This is a genomic window from Sphingomonas adhaesiva, from assembly GCF_036946125.1.
GTDB classification, from domain to species: domain Bacteria; phylum Pseudomonadota; class Alphaproteobacteria; order Sphingomonadales; family Sphingomonadaceae; genus Sphingomonas; species Sphingomonas adhaesiva_A.
This window is the reverse complement of the sequence record NZ_JAQIJT010000002.1, coordinates 842,143-861,854: the sequence shown is the minus strand read 5'-3', so window position 1 is coordinate 861,854 and position 19,712 is coordinate 842,143. Positions and strand designations below refer to the sequence as shown.

At 69.4% G+C, this 19,712-nt stretch carries 19 protein-coding genes; 7 read left to right on the top strand and 12 right to left on the bottom strand.

Going from position 1 to position 19,712, the window contains the following annotated elements; translation table 11 throughout:
• Positions 1–76: 76 nt before the first annotated feature.
• The 3 genes from PGN23_RS10345 to PGN23_RS10335 form a co-directional block, all read right to left on the bottom strand.
• A complete protein-coding gene (locus tag PGN23_RS10345) occupies positions 77–787 on the bottom strand; it encodes a CoA transferase subunit A (protein WP_335302794.1) in 711 nt (236 codons plus the stop codon).
• A gap of 73 nt (positions 788–860) precedes the next feature.
• Complete coding sequence (locus tag PGN23_RS10340; RefSeq protein ID WP_335302793.1) at positions 861–1,511, bottom strand: HAD-IA family hydrolase; 651 nt, start codon at positions 1,509–1,511, stop codon at positions 861–863.
• Positions 1,512–1,632: 121 nt separating this feature from the next.
• Entirely contained in the window at positions 1,633–2,553 is a 921-nt protein-coding gene (locus PGN23_RS10335) for an SMP-30/gluconolactonase/LRE family protein (protein WP_335304573.1), read from the bottom strand.
• A gap of 96 nt (positions 2,554–2,649) precedes the next feature.
• Between PGN23_RS10335 and PGN23_RS10330 the strand changes: the two genes are divergently transcribed.
• Positions 2,650–4,296, top strand: coding sequence for a thiamine pyrophosphate-binding protein (locus PGN23_RS10330; protein WP_335302792.1), 1,647 nt, complete (start codon positions 2,650–2,652; stop codon positions 4,294–4,296).
• Positions 4,297–4,428: 132 nt separating this feature from the next.
• Positions 4,429–5,943: a hypothetical protein gene (locus tag PGN23_RS10325; protein WP_335302791.1), complete on the top strand. Its 1,515-nt coding sequence runs from the start codon at positions 4,429–4,431 to the stop codon at positions 5,941–5,943.
• Positions 5,944–6,371: 428 nt separating this feature from the next.
• Here PGN23_RS10325 and PGN23_RS10320 read toward each other — a convergent pair whose 3' ends face one another.
• The 7 genes from PGN23_RS10320 to PGN23_RS10290 all read right to left on the bottom strand — a co-directional run bounded on the left by PGN23_RS10320 (position 6,372) and on the right by PGN23_RS10290 (position 12,624).
• Positions 6,372–6,623, bottom strand: coding sequence for an ATP synthase F1 subunit epsilon (locus PGN23_RS10320; RefSeq protein ID WP_335302790.1), 252 nt, complete (start codon positions 6,621–6,623; stop codon positions 6,372–6,374).
• A 204-nt stretch (positions 6,624–6,827) separates the two neighbouring features.
• Complete coding sequence (gene atpD / locus PGN23_RS10315) at positions 6,828–8,306, bottom strand: F0F1 ATP synthase subunit beta (RefSeq protein WP_335302789.1); 1,479 nt, start codon at positions 8,304–8,306, stop codon at positions 6,828–6,830.
• Positions 8,307–8,398: 92 nt separating this feature from the next.
• Positions 8,399–9,277 (bottom strand): F0F1 ATP synthase subunit gamma, encoded by an 879-nt coding sequence (locus PGN23_RS10310; RefSeq protein WP_335302788.1) that lies wholly within the window; start codon positions 9,275–9,277, stop codon positions 8,399–8,401.
• Between the two features lies 1 nt (position 9,278).
• Entirely contained in the window at positions 9,279–9,572 is a 294-nt protein-coding gene (locus PGN23_RS10305; RefSeq protein ID WP_335302787.1) for a putative quinol monooxygenase, read from the bottom strand.
• 4 nt (positions 9,573–9,576) lie between these two features.
• Complete coding sequence (gene atpA / locus PGN23_RS10300; RefSeq protein ID WP_335302786.1) at positions 9,577–11,106, bottom strand: F0F1 ATP synthase subunit alpha; 1,530 nt, start codon at positions 11,104–11,106, stop codon at positions 9,577–9,579.
• 5 nt (positions 11,107–11,111) lie between these two features.
• Positions 11,112–11,681 carry a F0F1 ATP synthase subunit delta gene (locus PGN23_RS10295; protein ID WP_335302785.1) on the bottom strand — a complete coding sequence of 190 codons (570 nt, stop codon included), beginning with the start codon at positions 11,679–11,681 and terminating at the stop codon, positions 11,112–11,114.
• A 160-nt stretch (positions 11,682–11,841) separates the two neighbouring features.
• The gene (locus PGN23_RS10290) at positions 11,842–12,624 is read right to left on the bottom strand and encodes an enoyl-CoA hydratase (protein ID WP_335302784.1); all 783 of its coding nucleotides are present in this window, start codon (positions 12,622–12,624) and stop codon (positions 11,842–11,844) included.
• Between the two features lie 74 nt (positions 12,625–12,698).
• Here PGN23_RS10290 and PGN23_RS10285 point away from each other — a divergent pair, with 74 nt between their 5' ends.
• The 3 genes from PGN23_RS10285 to PGN23_RS10275 all read left to right on the top strand — a co-directional run bounded on the left by PGN23_RS10285 (position 12,699) and on the right by PGN23_RS10275 (position 16,688).
• The gene (locus PGN23_RS10285) at positions 12,699–13,517 is read left to right on the top strand and encodes an Ada metal-binding domain-containing protein (protein WP_335302783.1); all 819 of its coding nucleotides are present in this window, start codon (positions 12,699–12,701) and stop codon (positions 13,515–13,517) included.
• A gap of 50 nt (positions 13,518–13,567) precedes the next feature.
• Positions 13,568–15,124 (top strand): CpaF family protein, encoded by a 1,557-nt coding sequence (locus tag PGN23_RS10280; RefSeq protein ID WP_335302782.1) that lies wholly within the window; start codon positions 13,568–13,570, stop codon positions 15,122–15,124.
• A gap of 388 nt (positions 15,125–15,512) precedes the next feature.
• Positions 15,513–16,688 (top strand): aspartyl protease family protein, encoded by a 1,176-nt coding sequence (locus PGN23_RS10275; RefSeq protein ID WP_335302781.1) that lies wholly within the window; start codon positions 15,513–15,515, stop codon positions 16,686–16,688.
• A 232-nt stretch (positions 16,689–16,920) separates the two neighbouring features.
• On the opposite strand, the gene PGN23_RS10270 is transcribed toward PGN23_RS10275, so the two are convergent.
• Entirely contained in the window at positions 16,921–17,115 is a 195-nt protein-coding gene (locus PGN23_RS10270) for a hypothetical protein (RefSeq protein ID WP_335302780.1), read from the bottom strand.
• A gap of 46 nt (positions 17,116–17,161) precedes the next feature.
• Here PGN23_RS10270 and PGN23_RS10265 point away from each other — a divergent pair, with 46 nt between their 5' ends.
• The gene (locus tag PGN23_RS10265; protein WP_335302779.1) at positions 17,162–17,953 is read left to right on the top strand and encodes a class I SAM-dependent methyltransferase; all 792 of its coding nucleotides are present in this window, start codon (positions 17,162–17,164) and stop codon (positions 17,951–17,953) included.
• 48 nt (positions 17,954–18,001) lie between these two features.
• Here the strand turns inward: PGN23_RS10265 and phaR are convergent, their stop codons facing one another.
• Positions 18,002–18,577 (bottom strand): polyhydroxyalkanoate synthesis repressor PhaR, encoded by a 576-nt coding sequence (gene phaR / locus PGN23_RS10260; protein WP_335302778.1) that lies wholly within the window; start codon positions 18,575–18,577, stop codon positions 18,002–18,004.
• A gap of 86 nt (positions 18,578–18,663) precedes the next feature.
• Here phaR and PGN23_RS10255 point away from each other — a divergent pair, with 86 nt between their 5' ends.
• The gene (locus tag PGN23_RS10255; RefSeq protein ID WP_335302777.1) at positions 18,664–19,704 is read left to right on the top strand and encodes an alpha/beta fold hydrolase; all 1,041 of its coding nucleotides are present in this window, start codon (positions 18,664–18,666) and stop codon (positions 19,702–19,704) included.
• Positions 19,705–19,712 lie beyond the last annotated feature (8 nt).

Below are 19,712 nucleotides of genomic sequence, written 5' to 3'. Positions count from 1 at the left end.
AAAGGCCGGGTGGATGGACGCCGTAGCGTCGGGCCTCGACCCACCCCCGGCCCCTCCCCGTGAGGGAGGGGAGCGGTCACGCAGCCTCCGGGCGCGCGCGCGTCAGCCGGAACTCGATCTTCTTGTCATAAGGCACGCCGACGATCAGCCGCTTCACGTAGATGCCCGGCAGATGGATATGGTCGGGGTCGAGCGCGCCGACCGGCACGACCTCCTCCACCTCCGCGACGCACACCCTGCCCGCGGTCGCCATCGGCTGGTTGAAGTTGCGCGCGGTCTTGCGGAAGATCAGGTTGCCGCTCTCGTCCGCCTTCCAGCCCTTGATGATCGACAGATCGGCGCGGATGCCGCGCTCCAGGATGTAATCCTCCCCGTCGAAGGTCTTCACTTCCTTGCCCTCGGCCACCAAAGTGCCGACGCCGGTCTTCGTATAGAAGCCGGGGATCCCCGCCCCGCCCGCGCGGCAGCGCTCGGCGAGCGTCCCCTGCGGACAGAATTCCACCTCCAGCTCGCCGCTCAGATACTGGCGCTCGAACTCCTTGTTCTCGCCGACGTAGCTGGAGATCATCTTCTTCACCTGACGCGTGCGCAGCAGCTTGCCCAGCCCCTCGCCGTCGATCCCGGCGTTGTTGCTGGCGATCGTCAGGTCTTTGGTTCCCGCCGCCTGGATCGCATCGATCAGCCGCTCCGGAATGCCGCACAGCCCGAACCCGCCGGCACAGATCGTCATCCCGTCGAACAGCAGCCCGTCCAGCGCGGCGGCCGCGTCGGCGTAGAGCTTCTTCATGCGCAAGACCCTCTCTCGATACCTGGCGGAGGACTAGCCGCGGCGTAGGGAGCGGGCAAGCCGCCGCCGGGCGTCAGAAATGCCCGGCGTCGATCTCCAGCGCCTCGACCAGCGCGTCCAGCGCCTGCGCCTCGCCCGTCACCTTGATCGCGGTCATCCCCAGCGCCGCCGCCGGCTTGCAGTTGATACCCAGGTCGTCGAGGTACACGCACCGCTCCGGCGCACGGCCCAGCGTGTCGCACATCATCCGGTAGATGCGCGGATCGGGCTTGCGGATGCCGACCTTGCTCGATTCGATCACATGGTCGAACCGCGCCAGGATCGCCGCCACCGCCGCCGCCTTCTCCGCGGTACGCGACATGCCCGCCCCCTCGCCCGCGGGCACGTTGTTGGTGATGCAGCCCAGCCGATAGCCGTTCGCCTTCAGCCAATCGAGCGCGTGCACCATCCGCGGGCGGATGTCGCCCGACAGCAGCGCGAGCACATCCTCGCCGCGCAGTTCGTGCCCCAGCGCACGCGCCTCCTCCGCGAAGGTTTCGTCAAATCCCGCCGCATCGATCTCGGCGCGTTCGAACCGTGCCCAGGCGTTCGTATCGGGATTGCTCGCGTTGATCCGTCGCACCAGGTCGTGCGGCAGCCCGCGCTCGCGCTCCATCCGGTTGAACGCCTCGAACGGCGACGAGGTAATGACGCCGCCGAAGTCGAAAATCACGGTATCGCGCATGCAGGCCCCCTGGCTTTCCTCAACCCATCGTCGTCACCCCGGCCTTGAGCCGGGGTCCCGCCGTTCACCGTAGCGCAGAGAAGAAGCGGGACCCCGGGTCAAGCCCGGGGTGACGCGTGTCTCAATATTGCAGCTTCAGCCCCGGTCGCGCCCAGCGCGTCTTCACCAGCTTCCCCGTGCCCGACAGCGTGATGTACGCGTCGCGCATGTCCTCGCCCCCGAAGCAGATGTTGGTGGTGAAGATGTCCGGCGTCGCCACGAACTCCACCAGCTCGCCCGTCGGCGAGATGACGCTGATCCCGCTTTCGCCGATCGTCGCGACACAGATGTTGCCGCTTTCCTCCATCCCCAGCGAATCGAAGAATTTGTATCCCGCCGGGCGATACAGCGGGATGCCCGGCCCGCCCGGTCCCGCATCCGGCGCCACCTTGCCCGGCGCGGTGACGTTGAACTTCATCAGCCGGCAGGTATAGGTCTCGGCCGCATAGAGCGCGCTGCCGTCCGGCGACAGGCCGACGCCGTTGGGATTGTTCGACGGGAACACCACCTCCTCGATGAAGCTGCCGTCCGCCTTGGCGTAGAAGATGCCGACCACGTCGTGGCAGCGCTTGTCGTAATCCACCTTCCCGTGATCGGTGAACCAGAAGCCGCCATGCGCATCGAACACGATGTCGTTGGGGCCGCGCAGCGTCACGCCGTGGTCGCCCGACTGGTACAGTATCTCGACCGCGCCCGTGTCGGGATCGATCCGCTCGATCCGCCCGCCCGTATAATCGCTGGCGATACCGTGCGGCGCCAGCATCCCGTTGCTCTCGTTCCAGTCGAACCCGCCGTTGTTGCAGCAGTACAGCTTCCCGTCGGGACCCATGGCGAGTCCGTTGGGGCCGCCACCCGGCTCGGCCACCGTCTCCTTGCGCCCGTTCGGCCACACCCGCGTGATCCGGCCCGGCTCGATCTCCACCAGCACGATGCTGCCGTCGGGCATCGCCACCGGGCCTTCGGGAAAGCGCAGGCCATCGGCGACCAGCTCGAACTCCGCCATCATCCTCTCCTTCGTCTTCTTCGTCTTCTTCTCACCCCAGGATCGACGAACCGCGAGGCCTTCGCAAGTCCGGTGCGTGCCGCTACACCCCCGGGCATGGAGAGCACACGCACCGGCGGCCGGATCCTGGTCGACAACCTCGTCGCACAGGGCTGCGACCGGATCTTCACCGTGCCGGGGGAGAGCTTCCTCGCGGTGCTCGACGCGTTGCACGACACCCCCGCGATCGACGTGGTGACGTGCCGGCAGGAGGGCGGCGTGACCTTCATGGCCTGCGCCGACGGCACGCTGACGCACCGCCCCGGCGTCGCCTTCGTCACCCGCGGCCCCGGCGCCACCAACGCGTCGATCGGCGTGCACGTGGCGATGCAGGACTCGCAGCCGATGATCCTCTTCATCGGCGACATCGACCGCGGCACCCGCGACCGCGAGGCGTTTCAGGAGGTCGATTTCCAGGCGATGTTCGCCCCCCTCGCCAAATGGGCGGCGCGGATCGACGATGCGCGCCGCATCCCCGAATATGTCGCGCGCGCCTATGCCGTGGCGATGAACGGCCGCCCCGGCCCGGTCGTGCTGGCGCTGCCGGAGGACATGCTGCTCGACCAGGTCGCCGCGCAGGACCGCGCCCGTGTCGAGCCGGTGGCGCAGCCGGCGGACGCCGATGCGCTCGATCACCTGCGCGACCTGCTCGTCACCGCGGAACGCCCGCTCGCGATCATCGGCGGCGCCGGCTGGGACGAGGCCGCGTCGGGCGCCTTCGCCGTCTGGGCGACGCAAGCTGGCGTGCCGATCGTCGCCGCCTTCCGCCGCCAGGATGCAGTGCCGAACGACTGCCCGGCCTATGCCGGCAATCTCGGCTACGGCCCCAACCCTGCCTTGCTGGAGCGCGTGCGACAGGCCGACCTGCTGCTGGTCGTGGGCGCCCGACTGGGCGAGGCGACGACCGATGGCTATACGCTCATCACGCCCGACCATCCCGGCCAGCGGCTGGTTCACGTTCATCCCGACCCCGCCGAGCTCCACCGCACCTATGCCACCGATCTCGCGATCTGCGCGGGCATGGCGGAATTCGCGGAGGCGCTGCTGCCGATCGACGGCCCGGTGACGCCCTCGATCGCGGAGGCGAACGCCGCTTACCACGACTGGACGACCGTGCGACCGCGCGACGGCGTCGCGCTCGATCTGGGGCCGTGCGTCGCGGCGATGCGCGCGCGCCTGCCCGCAGACACCATCATCTGCAACGGCGCGGGCAATTTCTCGGGCTGGTGGCACCGCTACTGGCGGTACGCCGGACCGGGGACGCAGCTGGCCCCGACCGCTGGCGCGATGGGCTACGGCGTCCCCGCCGCGGTCGCCGCCGCGCTGCGCCGCCCCGGCCGCAGCGTCGTCGCGGTGGCGGGCGACGGCGACTTCCTGATGAACGGACAGGAGCTCGCCACCGCGGTCCAGCACGGCGCGGACATGCTCGTCATCCTGGTGGACAACGGCACCTACGGCACGATCCGCATGCATCAGGAACGCGAGTTTCCCGGCCGCCCCTCCGCCACCCGCCTCGCCAATCCGGATTTCGCGGCGCTCGCCCGCGCTTTCGGCGGCTGGGCGGAGACGGTCGAGACCACCGCGCAATTCGCCCCGGCGCTCGAACGCGCGATGGCGGAAAGCGGCGTGCGCCTGCTCCACTGCAAGACCGACGTGGAGCAGATCACCCCCGCCACGACGCTGAGCGCGATCGCCAGGCGCTGACCGCCGCATCCCACGCCGCGCTGACGGCAGTCGCCGGCGTTCGTGGTGGCGCGACCCGGCTCGCATGATCTAGCCTCACCTGGATCAAGGGGCGGGGGCCGAGTCGTGAAGAAACATGGTTGGGTATTGGCGTTGGCCGCTGCATTCGCCGCGTCCCCGGCGGCGGCGGAATGGCATGAAGCCACCTCGACCCACTTCGTCGTCTATTCCGACGATACGGTGGAGCGCCTGACCGACTTCACCACCAATCTGGAGCGGTTCGACCGCACCATGCGCTATCTGCGGCAGGTGCCCGACGTGACGACGCCCGCGCAACGCGTCACGGTCTATGTCGTGCGCAACATCGGCGCGGTGGCGAAGCTGGCCGGGTCGTCCAACGTCGCCGGCTTCTACGTGCCGCGCGTGCAGGGCTCCGTCGCCTTCGTGCCCCGTTCCGGATCGGACGGCGGCCAGACCGAACTGTCGGCCACCGCGATTCTCCAGCACGAATATGCGCATCATTTCATGTTCGATACGTGGGGCGGCGCGGTCCTGCCGACCTGGTTCGTGGAGGGCTTCGCCGAGTTCAACGCACCCACCCGCCTGACGGGCGACAAGATGACGGTCGGCGCACCGCCGCTCTACCGCGCCTACGGCATTCTCGACACCGCGTCCCTGCCGATGAAGGAACTGCTGACCCGCTCCCCGGACGACGACCGGATGACCGACCAGAAAACGCAGACCTTCTACGGCCGCGCCTGGCTGCTGACGCATTATCTGTCGTTCGACCGCGACCGCGCGGGTCTGCTCGACCGATATCTCGCGGCGCTGAACAACGGGAAGAGCGCGACGGAAGCGGCCGCGGTGTTCGGCGACCTGCGAAAGCTGGACAACGATCTCGATCGATACGTCAGGCAGCGCCGGCTCGCTGCGGCCGGCATCCCGCTCGACAGGCTGGACATCAAGCCGGTGACGCTGCGTCCGCTGACCGCCGGCGAGGCCGCGAGCATGCCGGTCCGCATCCGCTCGACCCGCGGCGTCGATGCGAAGAGCGCGCCCGGTGTCGCGGTCGCCGCGCGCAAGGTCGCGGCAAGCTATCCCGACGACGCCCGCGTGCAGGTCGTCCTGGCGGAGGCCGAATACGACTGCGGCCGCTTTCAGGAGGCGGACGACGCCGCCGCGCGCGCGCTGACGCTCGACCCGAAGATGACGCGCGCGATGATGTACCGCGGCATGGCGCAGCAGGCGATGGCCGCGCGCGACAAGGTGGCCGATCCGGAGCGCTGGCGCCTGATCCGCCGCTGGTTCACCCGTGTCAATGCCGTCGACCATGACGATCCCTGGCCGTTGGTCGCCTTCTACTTCAACTATCGCGCGCAGGGGATCGCGCCGCCCAGAAACGCGGAGGACGGCCTGCTCGCCGCGCATGTGGCGGCGCGCTACGATCGCGGCGTCGCGCTGACCGCGGCGATGATCCAGTTACAGCGCAACGACCTGGCGGAGGCGCGCAAGGCACTGCGCACCGTCGCCTATGATCCGCACGGCGGCGGGATGGCCGCGGCGGCGACCAAGGTGCTGGCGCTGCTCGACGCGAACGATGCGAAGGGCGCAGCCGCCGCACTCACCAACGCTTCCGACGCGACGGAGGAAGCGGACGACCAGTCGTGAACGATTGCGGCCCGCAGCGGCACCCGGTTCCGTCGCCCTACCTATGCCGAAGCGGTCCAGGCGGCGATCCGCCAGCCGCGACAATACACCGGCGGACGCCGACGCCGGAACGCGTCCGATTCGCCCATGGCGATCGACGCACGGCGCCAAGCCTTGGGGCAAGGCCCCAGCGAAGCGTTCCGGTGCTCCTGCGCAGGCAGGAGCCCAGGGTTGTCGGTCTCATCAGGCGTTGCTTTGCGTGACTCTGCGCTCCTGCCTGCGCAGGAGCACGTCCTGACCGCGGCACGGTTCCGCAGGTCGCGCAAAGGCCGGGAAGCCCAAAGGCGCCGCCGCCGAGACCTCGCGTCGGGCAGGATCGCGACGACGCGTCCTGCCACCGCTTCAACCGCGCACCCTCACCCTGCGCGACGCCCGCGGGTACGTCCGCCTCAGCCCGCGTGCTCGGCCAGCACCGTCAGCCCGCGCGCATTCACCTCGGCGAAGCCGCCGCGGATCGCGATCGTCTCGGGCGCGGCATTCTCGCTCTTCTGGACCAGCACGTTGCCGTCGCGGATCGTCGACATGAACGGCGCATGGCCCTCCAGCACCGCGAAATCGCCGTCGGTGCCGGGCACGGTCACCATATACACCTCGTCGCTGCGGACCAGGCGCTCGGGCGTGACGAGTTCGAAATGCAGCATATCTCTACCTCAAAGCCCTTCCGGAAGGGATCGTTGCAAGCGTTCGACGCCCCCTGGCGAAGCCGCTTCCCGGCGAAGGCCGGGATGCGGTTACACCAACGCCGCGTTATCCCGGCCGCGGTTCGCCACTGGACCCCGGCCTCCGCCGGGGGCGCCATGACGTTTGCACCAACCCCGGAAGGAGGCTCCTGTACGCGCGAAGGCTTACGCCTCCTGCGCCAGCTTCTCGGCCTTGGCGACCGCCTCGTCGATCCCGCCGACCATGTAGAAGGCGGCCTCGGGCAGATGGTCGTATTCGCCGTTCACCACCGCCTTGAAGCTGCGGATCGTATCGTCGAGCTGGACGAACTTGCCCGGGATGTTGGTGAACACCTCCGCGACGTGGAACGGCTGCGACAGGAAGCGCTGGATCTTGCGCGCGCGGCTGACGGTCAGCTTGTCCTCTTCCGACAGCTCGTCCATCCCCAGGATCGCGATGATGTCCTGCAGCGACTTGTACTTCTGCAACGTCGCCTGCACCGCACGCGCCGTCTCATAGTGATCCTGACCCACCGTGCGCGGCTCCAGCACGCGGCTGGTCGAATCGAGCGGATCGACCGCCGGATAGATGCCCAGCTCGGAGATCGCGCGGTTCAGCACGGTCGTCGCGTCCAGGTGCGCGAACGAGGTCGCCGGCGCCGGATCGGTCAGGTCGTCCGCGGGCACGTACACCGCCTGCACCGAGGTGATCGACCCCTTGTTGGTGGAGGTGATGCGCTCCTGCAGCGCGCCCATGTCGGTCGACAGCGTCGGCTGATAGCCCACCGCCGACGGAATACGGCCCAGCAGCGCCGACACTTCCGCGCCCGCCTGCGTGAAGCGGAAGATGTTGTCGACGAAGAACAGCACGTCCTGCCCTTCCTGGTCGCGGAAATATTCCGCGATCGCAAGGCCGGAGAGAGCGACGCGGGCGCGGGCGCCCGGCGGCTCGTTCATCTGGCCATAGACCAGCGCGACCTTAGACCCCTCGCTGATGGCATTGCCATCGGCGTCCTTGGCGATGACGCCCGCGTCGAGGAACTCGTGATACAGGTCGTTGCCCTCGCGCGTGCGCTCACCCACGCCCGCGAACACCGAGGTGCCGCCATGGCCCTTCGCGATGTTGTTGATGAGCTCCTGGATCAGCACGGTCTTGCCGACGCCGGCGCCGCCGAACAGGCCGATCTTGCCGCCCTTCGCATAGGGCGCGAGCAGGTCGATGACCTTGATGCCGGTGACGAGGATCGCGCTCTCGGTCGACTGGTCGATGAAGTCCGGCGCCTTGGCGTGGATCGGGCCGCGCAGGTCGGTCTGGATCGGGCCGCGCTCGTCGATCGGCTCGCCGATGACGTTCATGATGCGCCCCAGCGTCGCCGGGCCGACCGGCATCTGGATCTGCGCGCCTGTGTCGGTCACGTTCTGCCCGCGGGTCAGCCCCTCGGTCGCGTCCATCGCGATCGTGCGGACGGTGTTCTCGCCCAGATGCTGCGCGACCTCGAGTACCAGCCGCTGGCCGTTGTTGTCGGTCTCCAGCGCGGAGAGGATCGCGGGCAGGTGCGTGTCGAACTGCACGTCGACGACCGCGCCGATCACCTGGCTGATGCGGCCCACATTGTTGCTGCCGGACACGATGGCCGGGCGGATGTCTTCAGCGGCGGTTGCCATTTCTTCTTCCTTCTTGTTCCCCGGCGAAGGCCGGGGTCCAGCATCGGACCTGCGTTACGTGGTCCCGGCGGCGTGCCGGGGGTATTTGTGTCTTACAACGCCTCCGCGCCCGAGATGATCTCGACCAGCTCGGTCGTGATCGCCGCCTGGCGCGCGCGGTTGTACTGGATGCTCAACCGCTTGATCATGTCGCCCGCGTTGCGGGTCGCATTGTCCATCGCGGTCATGCGGCTGCCCTGCTCCGACGCGGCATTCTCCAGCATCGCGCGGAAGATCTGGATCGCGACGTTGCGCGGCAACAGATCGTTCAGGATCGCTTCCTCGCTCGGCTCGTATTCCACCGTCGCATCGCCGCTGTTCGCCAGCTTCGGCTCGGCGCTGACGGGGATCGCGACCGGGATGATCTGCGCGCCCACCGGCTCCTGCACCAGCGCCGACTGGAAGCGGGCGTAGAACAGGTGCGCCACGTCGAACTCGCCCGCCTCGAAACGGCGGATCAGGTCGTCCGCGATCTCCTTGGCGGCGTCGAACGAGGCGGTCTTCAGCGTCGACAGGTCATGGTCCGCGACCACGCCCGTCGGGTAGAAGCGGCGCAGCACGCGCCCCTTCTTGCCCGCCAGATAGAAGCGCACGGTCTTGCCCTGCGCCTCCAGCTCCTCCGCCTTGCGGCGCGCGGCGCGGACGATGTTGGTGTTGAACGCGCCCGCCAGCCCGCGCTCGGAGGTGGCGACCACCAGCAGATGGACCTGGTCCTTGCCGGTTCCCGCCATCAGCGGCGACGCGCCGACGCCGACGTTCCTCGCCAGGCTGGCGACCACCGCCTCCAGCCGCTCGGCATAGGGACGCCCGGCGACCGCCGCCTCCTGCGCGCGGCGCAGCTTGGCGGCGGCGACCATCTTCATCGCCTTGGTGATCTTCTGCGTCGACTTCACCGAGCCGATGCGGATCTTGAGGGCCTTGAGAGAAGCCATTCTATTCCAATCCGTCCGCCAGCTCGGTCATCTCTACCGGCCCGGCCAGCCATTGCTCGTAGCTCTTGAACACCGCGCGGGTGTAGTCCTTCGCATGGTGCTCGTCATAGCCGCTCCGGTCGGCCCAACGCTCGTAGATGTAGAGCGTGGGACTGCCATCGGCAGCAGGATGCGGATCGAAACGCTCGCAGCCTGCCTCCTGACGCGTCCTGGCGACGATCCCCGCGACCGCCTCGCAGGCGGTCTGGAAATGCTCCGGCTTGAGCCGGATCGTGGCCAGATACGTCAGCGCCATGATCTTACGCGAACGACTTCGCGAACTCGTCCAGCGCCGCCTTCAGCTTCGCCTCGGTGTCCTTGCCCAGCTCGCGCGAGTCGCGAATCGTGCCCAGCACGCCCGGGTGCTTGTCGCGCAGGAACGCCAGCATCGCCGATTCGTAGCGGGTCACATCGGCGACCGGCACCTTGTCGATATAGCCGTTGGTGCCGGCGTAGATCGACGCGGTCTGCTCCTCGAACGGCATCGGGTTAAACTGGGCCTGCTTCAGCAGCTCGGTCAGCCGCGCGCCGCGGTTCAGCAGGCGCTGCGTCGAGGCGTCGAGGTCCGAGCCGAACTGCGCGAACGCCGCCATCTCGCGGTATTGCGCCAGCTCCAGCTTGATCGAGCCCGACACCTTCTTCATCGCCTTGGTCTGCGCGGCGCCACCGACGCGGCTGACCGACAGGCCGACGTTGATCGCCGGGCGGATGCCCGCGAAGAACAGGTCGGTCTCGAGGAAGATCTGGCCGTCGGTGATCGAGATCACGTTGGTCGGGATATAGGCCGACACGTCGCCCGCCTGCGTCTCGATGATCGGCAGCGCGGTCAGCGAGCCCGCGCCATTGTCCTCGTTCATCTTCGCCGCGCGTTCCAGCAGGCGCGAGTGGAGATAGAACACGTCGCCCGGATACGCCTCGCGGCCCGGCGGACGGCGCAGCAGCAGCGACATCTGGCGATAGGCGACCGCCTGCTTCGACAGATCGTCGTAGACGATGACCGCGTGCATGCCGTTGTCGCGGAAATATTCGCCCATCGCGCAGCCGGTGTAGGGCGCCAGGAACTGGAGCGGCGCCGGCTCGGACGCGGTCGCGGCGACGACGATGGAATATTCCATCGCGCCATTCTCTTCCAGCTGGCGCACGATCTGCGCCACGGTCGAGCGCTTCTGGCCCACCGCGACATAGATGCAATAGAGCTTCTTGCTTTCGTCGTCGCCGGCGTTGACCTGCTTCTGGTTGATGAAGGTGTCGAGCGCGACGGCGGTCTTGCCGGTCTGGCGGTCGCCGATGATGAGCTCGCGCTGGCCGCGGCCGACCGGCACCAGCGCGTCGATCGCCTTCAGCCCGGTCTGCACCGGCTCGTGCACCGACTTGCGCGGGATGATGCCCGGCGCCTTCACCTCGACACGGCTGCGCTTCTCCGCGACGATCGGGCCCTTGCCGTCGATCGGGTTGCCCAGGCCGTCGACCACGCGCCCCAGCAGGCCCTTGCCGACCGGCACGTCCACGATGGTGCCGGTGCGCTTGACGGTGTCGCCTTCCTTGATCTCCGCGTCGGAGCCGAAGATCACGACGCCGACATTGTCGGCCTCCAGGTTCAGCGCCATGCCCTGCACGCCGTTGGCGAACTCGACCATCTCGCCCGCCTGGACGTTGTCGAGGCCATAGATGCGGGCGATGCCGTCACCGACCGACAGCACCTGGCCGGTTTCGGAAACCTGGGCCTCGGTGCCGAAATTGGCGATCTGGTCCTTGATGACCTTCGAGATTTCTGCGGCGCGAATGTCCATTGTCTTCAGCCCTTCATCGCGCTGGCAAGCGCATTCAAACGGGTACGGATCGACGAGTCGATCATCTGGGAACCGATGCGGACGACCAGCCCGCCCAGGATCGACGGATCGACCGACAGGTCGACCGACACCTCGCGCCCGACGCGGCGGCGCAGCTGCTGCTTCAGCTCGTCGACCTGCTCGGGGGTCAGCGGATGCGCGCTCGTCACCTCGGCGGTCGTCTCGCCGCGGTGGCGCGCGGCCAGCTGGCGGAAGGCGCGGATCACCGCGGGCAGCTGCGACAGCCGGCGGTTCTCCGCCAGCACGCCCAGGAAGCTCTTCGTCGTCGCGTCCACGCCCAGCTGGTCGGCGGTGGCCAGCACCGCCTTCACCGCCGCGCCGCGCGCGATCACCGGCGACGCCGTCAGCTGACGGAAATCGGCCGATTCGGCCAGCGCATCGCGCACCGCCGCCAGGCTCTGCTCGACGCGATCGACCGCCTTCGCCTCGACCGCCAGGTCGAACAGCGCACTGGCATAGCGACCGCCCAGGCTGGCCTGGATGCTGCTGCCTTGATTACCGCTGGAACTCTCCACGCGATTCACTTTCCTCGCATCATACCCAAGAGGTGTCGGCCCATGCGAAAGGATGGCGCATGGGACACGCGCCTCGCTTGGGATGGCGGGCGCGTAGCAAAGGGAACCGGGGGATGCAACCGCAGCGCTGACTCCATTCGCCCCCCGTTCATCGACGCGTTCATTGCGCGCGGCCGCGCGCCTGGACCGCGGCGCGCCGTGCCTCGACCGATTCGGGAGTGACCGCGCGGTTGGCCGCCGACGAGCGCCGGTGCTCCAGCGCCATCCCCTCCCCGAACGGCAGCGCATAGCCGTCGTCGATCAGCCGCTTGTAGCCCGCGATGAACGCCGCATCCGCCGACGCGATGTCCGCCGCCAGCCGCCGCGCCGCCGGCAGCAGCTCGTCGGGGGCGACGACGCGATTGACCAGTCCCCAGCGTTCCGCCGTCGCCGCATCCAGGAAGTTGCCCGACAGCGACAGTTCCTTCGCGCGCGAGGGGCCGATCATCCGCGACAGCTTCTGGCTCAGCCCCCAGCCCGGCACCACCCCGACGCGCGCATGCGTATCGGCGAAGCGCGCGTGGGTGGACGCGATCAATATGTCACACGCCAGTGCCACCTCGAACCCGCCGGTGATCGCGACGCCGTTGATCGCCCCGATCACCGGCTTGCGGCATGTCTCGATCGCCTTGACCGGATTTTGCGCCGCATCCTCGGCATTGGCCGCGCCCAGCGCGCCGGCCTGCGACCCCAGTTCCTTCAGGTCGAGCCCGGCGGTGAACGCCCGCTCGCCTGCGCCGGTCAGCACGACGCAGCGCATGGAATCGTCGCCGTCCAGTTCGATCATCGCCTCGCAGAGCCGCGCGCGCAGCGCGACCGACAGCGCGTTCATCGCCTGCGGGCGGTTCAGCGTCACTACCGCGACGCCGTCGTCGTGCCGCTCGACCAGGACCGTGTCGTCCATCGCCAATCCCTCCCCTGCCGTTTGAGCGCAAGCCGCGGGATGCCGGCGCCGTGCGATGCGCGTAGAACAGCCGCATGCGCGACGCCATCCAGATGATCGATCCCGAACAGGCGTGGCAGGCGTTCGCCCGCCGCGACCGTGCCTATGACGGCCGCTTCGTCGTCGCGGTGCGCACCACCGGCATCTACTGCAAGCCCAGCTGCGCCGCGCGCCGCCCGTCGCGCAGCCATGTCGAGATCCTGCCCGACAATGCCGCCGCGCGCGCCGCTGGCTATCGCGCCTGCCGTCGCTGCCTGCCCGATGCGGCCGCGCGCGACCGCACCGCGGTGACCGCGGCGGCGGAGGCGATCATGAGCGCCGACGCCGCGATCCCGCTCGCGACGCTGGCCGCGCACGCCGGCTATGCGCCGCATCATTTCCACCGCCTGTTCGTCCGCGCGACCGGCACCACCCCCGCCGCGTTCGCGCGTCAGGTGCGAGAGATGCGCGCCGCCGATGCGCTGGCCGACGGCGGCACCGTGACCGCGGCGATCTACGCCGCCGGTTATGCCGCCCCCAGCCGCTTCTACGCCGCGGCGGAACGGGTCGCCCTGCCGCCGGCTGCGCGCGCGCGCGGCGGCGAGGGCGCCACGATCCGCCTCATGATCGTCCCCACTTCGCTCGGCCCGTTGATGATCGCCGCCCGCGGCACCGGGCTGGTCCACGCCGCCTTCGACGAGGATGCCGACGCGCTCGCTTGCCGCTTCCCTGCCGCCACGATCCTGTCCGGCGCGGTGCCGGGCGACGCCGTCGCCGCGGCGGAGGCGGTGCCGCGCGACACCGCCCTCCCGCGCGCCATCCTGCGCATCGCCTTCCTCGCGGCGCTCGGTCGCGGATGGTTAGACAAATTGTAAGGCTTCTCGCCTACTTCGACACCCGAACCCAGGAAGGGACGGGATAGTCGATGAGCGCGTTCGGGCGTCGCAACAACGGTATGGCGGGCGGCAGCGGCGGCGCGCGGGGCGGCGGCTTCGGCGTGGCGCGGCCGATGCACGCCGGGTTTCAGGGCGGCGTCCAGCGCAACGACGCCGGCCCGATGCCGGGCGAGCAATTCCCCCCGCTCGACACGCTCACGGTCGCCGATCCGGAGGCGATCGACATCGCCAACACCACGCCGCAGTCGCAGGTCGATGCGATGCAGCGCCTGTCCGATCGCCAGAACGCCAGCGGCGAGGCCGGCAACAGCCGCGTCGAGGGGTTCGAGGCGTCGATCCACAAGATCAAGGAACAGGTGCTCCCCCGCCTGCTGGAGCGCGTCGATCCCGAGGCCGCGGCGACGCTGGGCAAGGACGAGCTGGCGGAGGAATTCCGCCCGATCATCGGCGAGGTGCTCGCCGAGCTGAAGCTGACGCTCAACCGCCGCGAACAGTTCGCGCTGGAAAAGGTGCTGGTCGACGAGCTGCTCGGCCTGGGCCCGCTGGAGGAGCTGCTGGCCGATGCCGACATCTCCGACATCATGGTCAACGGCCCCGACCAGACCTTCGTCGAGCGCAAGGGCAAGCTGGAGCTGGCGCAGATCAACTTCCGCGACGAGGAGCATCTGTTCCAGATCGCGCAGCGCATCTGCAATTCGGTCGGCCGCCGCGTCGACCAGACGACCCCGCTCGCCGACGCCCGGCTGAAGGACGGCAGCCGCGTCAACGTCATCGTCCCGCCGCTCAGCTTGCGCGGCACCGCCATCTCGATCCGCAAATTCTCCGCCAAGCCGATCACGCTCGACATGATGGCCGGCTTCGGCAGCATGTCGCAGAAGATGGCGACCGCGCTGAAGATCGCGGGCGCGTGCCGGTTCAACGTCGTCATCTCGGGCGGCACCGGCTCGGGCAAGACCACGATGCTCAACGCGCTGTCGAAGATGATCGACCCGGGCGAGCGCGTGCTGACGATCGAGGACGCGGCGGAACTGCGCCTCCAGCAGCCGCACTGGCTGCCGCTGGAGACGCGCCCCGCCAATCTGGAGGGTCAGGGCGAGATCAGCATCCGCGACCTGGTCAAGAACGCGCTGCGTATGCGCCCGGACCGGATCATCCTGGGCGAAATCCGCGGGTCGGAGTGTTTCGACATGCTCGCCGCGATGAACACCGGCCACGACGGCTCGATGTGCACGCTCCACTCCAACTCCCCGCGCGAGGCGCTGGCGCGGATGGAGAACATGGTCATGATGTCCGACATCAAGGTGCCCAAGGAAGCGATCAGCCGCCAGATCGCCGACTCGGTCGACATGATTATCCAGGTCAAGCGCCTGCGCGACGGCAGCCGCCGCGTGACCAACATCACCGAGGTGATCGGGATGGAGGGCCCGGTGATCGTGACGCAGGAGCTCTTCAAGTTCGAGTATCTCGACGAAAGCGCCGACGGCAAGATCATCGGCGAATACCGCTCGATGGGCCTGCGCCCCTACACGCTCGACAAGGCCAAGCAGTTCGGCTTCGACCAGGCGTATCTGGAGGCCTGCCTGTAAGAAGGCCACCGGCCCGCTTCCCGTCCCGCAGCACCGCTCGACACCTCTCCAGACGTTACTCCCCTGTTCCCCGGCGAAGGCGGGGGCCCAGCAACGGCACGCTCGCAAGATGCTGGAAACCGGGCCCCAACCGGCTCCGGCCTTCGCGGGACGTTTGCAAAAGGCGATACCGTGCTCCTGCGCAGGCAGGAGCCCAGAGTTGCAGGTCCCATCAGGCGTTGATCTGCTGGGCTCCGGGCTCCTGCCTGCGCAGGAGCACGACGTAGCCTTTCGCAAAGGTCCCGCCTTCGCCGGGGAACGAAGACTTTGCGAAGGTCCCGGCATCGCGGAAGCCGCCCGCACGGCGCCCCCTCACTCCCGCGGCACAAACCCGCTACACCCCCTTTCCGTGATCCTCGCCCTTCTCCTCGCCACCGTGGCCACCGCCGCCCCCGCCACGCCCCGCGCCGCGCCCGTCGCCACGCTCGCGCCCGATGCCGAGGCCCGCTGGGTTCCCTTCGACCTCACGCCGGGCAACCAGATCCGCTTCACGATGTCGCTCGACGATCGCCCCGTCACCGCGATCCTCGACACCGGGGTCAGCGTCTCGGTCCTCTCGCGCGACTATGCGCAGCGTCACCGCGTCCCCGTCCGGCAGGAGGGGCGCGCCGACGTCATCGGCGGCTCGCTCGACGTCGGCCGCGCCGATACGCGCACGCTCGCCATCGGCGGGCTGACGCGCCGCGGCGGCAGCCTCGTCGTGGCCGACCTGCCCGCCGCCGCCACCCGCGGCGACAGCGGCGACCGCAACGGGGTCGACATGCTCGTCGGGCGCGACCTGACCGCGCCATGGGCACTCGACATCGACTATCAGGCGCGCCGCTTCCGCCTGTTGCGCAGCGGGCGGATGCCCTTCACCGGCGCCGCCGCCCCCCTGTCGATCGCCCCCGACCGCCAGCTCTACATGAGCGCGTTGACCATCGCCGGCCACCGGGTCGCGCCGGTCGTGGTCGATACCGGCGACGGGGCCGCGGTCACGCTGTCCGCCGCCGGCTGGCGCACCGCGAATCTCGGCACGCCCGCCACCACCGCCATCTCCTACGGCCTCGCCGGCGCGGTGGAGAGCGAATTGTCGATCGTCCCGCAACTGGCGCTCGGCACCGCCACCGCCAGCGAGGTCGAGGTACGGCGCGAGGCCGCCGGCGGCTTTTCCGACACGATCGGCGTCGCCGGGCGGATCGGCTCCGGGCTGTTGCAGCGGTTCCGCGTCCTGCTGGACCCCGGCGCCGGGCACATGCTGCTGCGCGCACTGCCCCCGACGGTGCAGGAGCGGTCGACCAGCGGGCTTCTGCTGGCCTTCACCGGGGACCGCCTGTCGGTGCTCCACGTCATGCGCGCCAGCCCCGCGGCGGCGGCCGGATGGCGGGTGGACGAGGCGATCTGCGCGGTGGACGGCACGCCCGTGTCGCGCGCCTGGCTCGCCACCCCCGCCGCCCGCTGGACCACCGGCACCCCGGGCACGACGGTGACGCTGCGGATGTGCGACGGCACGCACCGGACGCTGACGCTCCAGCGCTTCTACTAGCTTCCGGCCTGGTCTGGTGGAACAGAGGTTCGGTTCGGTTCCTTACCGTCATCCCGGGCTCGACCCGGGATCCCGCTTTTGCTCCGCTACCGTGCGAACGAAGCGGGACCCCGGGTCAAGCCCGGGGTGACGGTATCGGTGAGCCCAACTTCTGAGTCAGGGAACTAGGATCAGAAGATGATGCGCCGAATACGGTAATTCGCAGGCCGTCAGGGCTGAATGTCGATCCGGCCTAACCCTTCGCCGCCAGCAGCCCCAATACCGCCAGCGCGATCAGCGCCGCTATCTGCACCGTCGTCCAGTCGATCCAGCCGACCGCGTCGACCTCGGCGCGCCGTCGCCGCCGCGCGTCGCGCCAGCCGGCGAACACCGCCACGGCCAGCGCCAGCACCGCCCCCGCCGCCAACAGCACTTGCGCGGCGCTCATCGCTCCGCCAGCCTCGTCCCACCACGCCACAGGAGTCCCTTTCCGCATGTCGCTATTCCGTCCCCTCTCCGCACTCGCCGTGGCGTCGCTCGGCGTCGCCACGCTTGTCCAGGCGGCGCCCGCCCGAGATCCGGCGCTCGCCCGCGCCATCGCCGCGCCCGAGCGTACGGCGGCGGAGCGCGCCCGCGACCGCTATCGCCACCCGGCCGAAACGCTCGCCTTCTTCGGCGTCACGCCCGCGTCGAGGGTGGTTGAATTCTCCCCCGGCGGCGGCTGGTACACCGCGATCCTGGCGCGCATCCCCGCGGGCAAGGGCAGCTACACCGCGCTCGTTCCGGCCAGGGGTGCCGAGGGCGCGCGCAAGATGCTGACCGACAGGGGGCTGAAGGGCGCCGTCGCCACGATCGACGCCGCGACCGGCACCAGCGACGTGCCCGCCGGCAGCCAGGACGTCGTCCTCACCTTCCGCAATATCCACAATCTGACGATGGGCGGCGGCGACACCGCGGCGAAGGTGTTCGCGGCGTGGTTCGCGATGCTGCGCCCCGGCGGCACGCTCGGCATCGTCGAGCATCGCCTGCCCGAGACGGCGGACACCGCGAAAGAGAAGGACAGCGGTTATCTGAAAGCCTCCACCGTGCGCCGCCTCGCCGAACAGGCCGGGTTCACGCTCGCCGCCGGCAGCGACGTCAACGCCAACCCCCGGGATACGCACGACCATCCCAAGGGCGTGTGGACCCTGCCCCCGACCTATGCGCTGGGCGATCAGGACCGCGCGACCTATGCCGCGATCGGTGAAAGCGACCGCATGACGCTGCGCTTCGTCAAGCCGCGGTAAGGCACGACGCTCCGTCACCCCGGAGGTGCTCCGGGGTGACGCGCGGGGTCACTCCCCCAGCTTGTCGACCTTGTCACGCAGCCGCGCCAGCTCCGCCTTCAGCGCCGCGATCTCGCTGTCCTTGCTCCCCCCGGCCGTCGCCGCGGGCGGCGCGGCGGGTGCAGCACCTGCGCCGGGGGCCGCCGTCTTGAAGGCAGCCGCCGCCGCCTCGAACATCGCCATATTGTGCTTCGCCAGTTCCGCGAACGGCGAGCCCGCAAAGGCCCCCTCGACCGCATTCTTGAACTGCGCCTGATTGTCGCGAAAGCTGTTCATCGACGCGTCGAGATAACCCGGCACCATCGCCTGCATCGAATCGCCGTACAGCGCGATCAGCTGGCGCAGGAAGCCGACCGGCAGCATCGTCTGCCCGCGGCTTTCCTCCTCCATGATGATCTGCGTCAGGACGTTGTGCGTGATGTCCTCGTCGGTCTTGGCGTCCACGACGCGGAACTCGCGCCCCTCGCGCGTCATCGCGGCCAGATGCTCCAGCGTGATGTAGGACGAGCTTTCGGTGTTATAGAGCCGGCGATTGGCGTATTTCTTGATGACCACCGCCCCGTCGCCACTGGCCTGCTTCTTCATCGCGCGAGTTCCCCATGACCGATCATCCATGCGGTATCGCACAAAATTCCGCGCCGCAACACGGGCCCCGCCCGCTGCCCCTCTTCATGGACATGTTGCGCAGCGAAACCGCAGCATCGCCGCAGCGGCAGGCCGCCGCGCTCGCCGGCCTGCGCCGCTATCAGGAGGCCACCCGCCCGCCCCGCCGCATGAGGCCGGCGCGCTTCCGCAAGGGCGCGGCGCGGCTGCGCGATCACGGCGGCACCGGCCCCCACATCGTCTTCGTCCCCTCGCTCATCAACCCGCCGTTCGTGCTCGACCTCGCCCCCGGGCGCTCGCTCGTCGAGCACGCGGCGCGGGCCGGCTTCCACACCTGGCTGGTCGACTGGGGCACGCCGCGCGCACAGGACGCCGCGCTCGATCTCGCCGGCCACGTCGCCGAGCGCCTGGTGCCGATGGTGCGCAGGCTGGACGGCCCCGTCGTGCTGGTCGGCTATTGCCTCGGCGGGACGCTCGCCCTCGCCGCCGCGACGTTGCTGGACGACAAGGTCGCCGGCGTCGCCACCATCGCCGCGCCCTGGCGCTTCACGGGGTACGGCGACGAGGCGCGCGCCGCGATGGCATCGCTGTGGGAGCAGGCCGAGCCCGCCTGCCGCGCGATGGGCATGTTGCCGATGGAGGTGCTCCAGACCGCCTTCTGGCGCCTCGATCCCGCGCGCACCATCGCCAAGTACGAGGCGTTCGCGACCGCCGCCGACGCTGCGGTCCCGCTCTTCGTCGCGCTGGAGGACTGGGCCAACGCGGGCGCGCCGATGACCTATGCCGCGGGCGTCGACATGTTCGACACGCTGCTGGCGGAGGATCGTCCCGGCGCCGGCCGCTGGCAGGTGGCCGGCCGCACGATTGACCCGCCGGCGCTGTCCTGCCCCACGATCGAATACGTCTCCCTCACCGACCGCATCGTCCCCGCCGCCACCGCCATCGGCCTGCCCGACCGCCGCGACCTGGGCGCGGGGCACGTCGGCATGATCGTCGGCGGCCGCGCGCGCGCGCAGCTGTGGGATCCGCTGATGGAATGGGTCAGCGCTACGCACGCACGAATCAACGTGTCCGGATTGCAACGGAATGTTTCAACTGTGGCGTATTGATTACACTT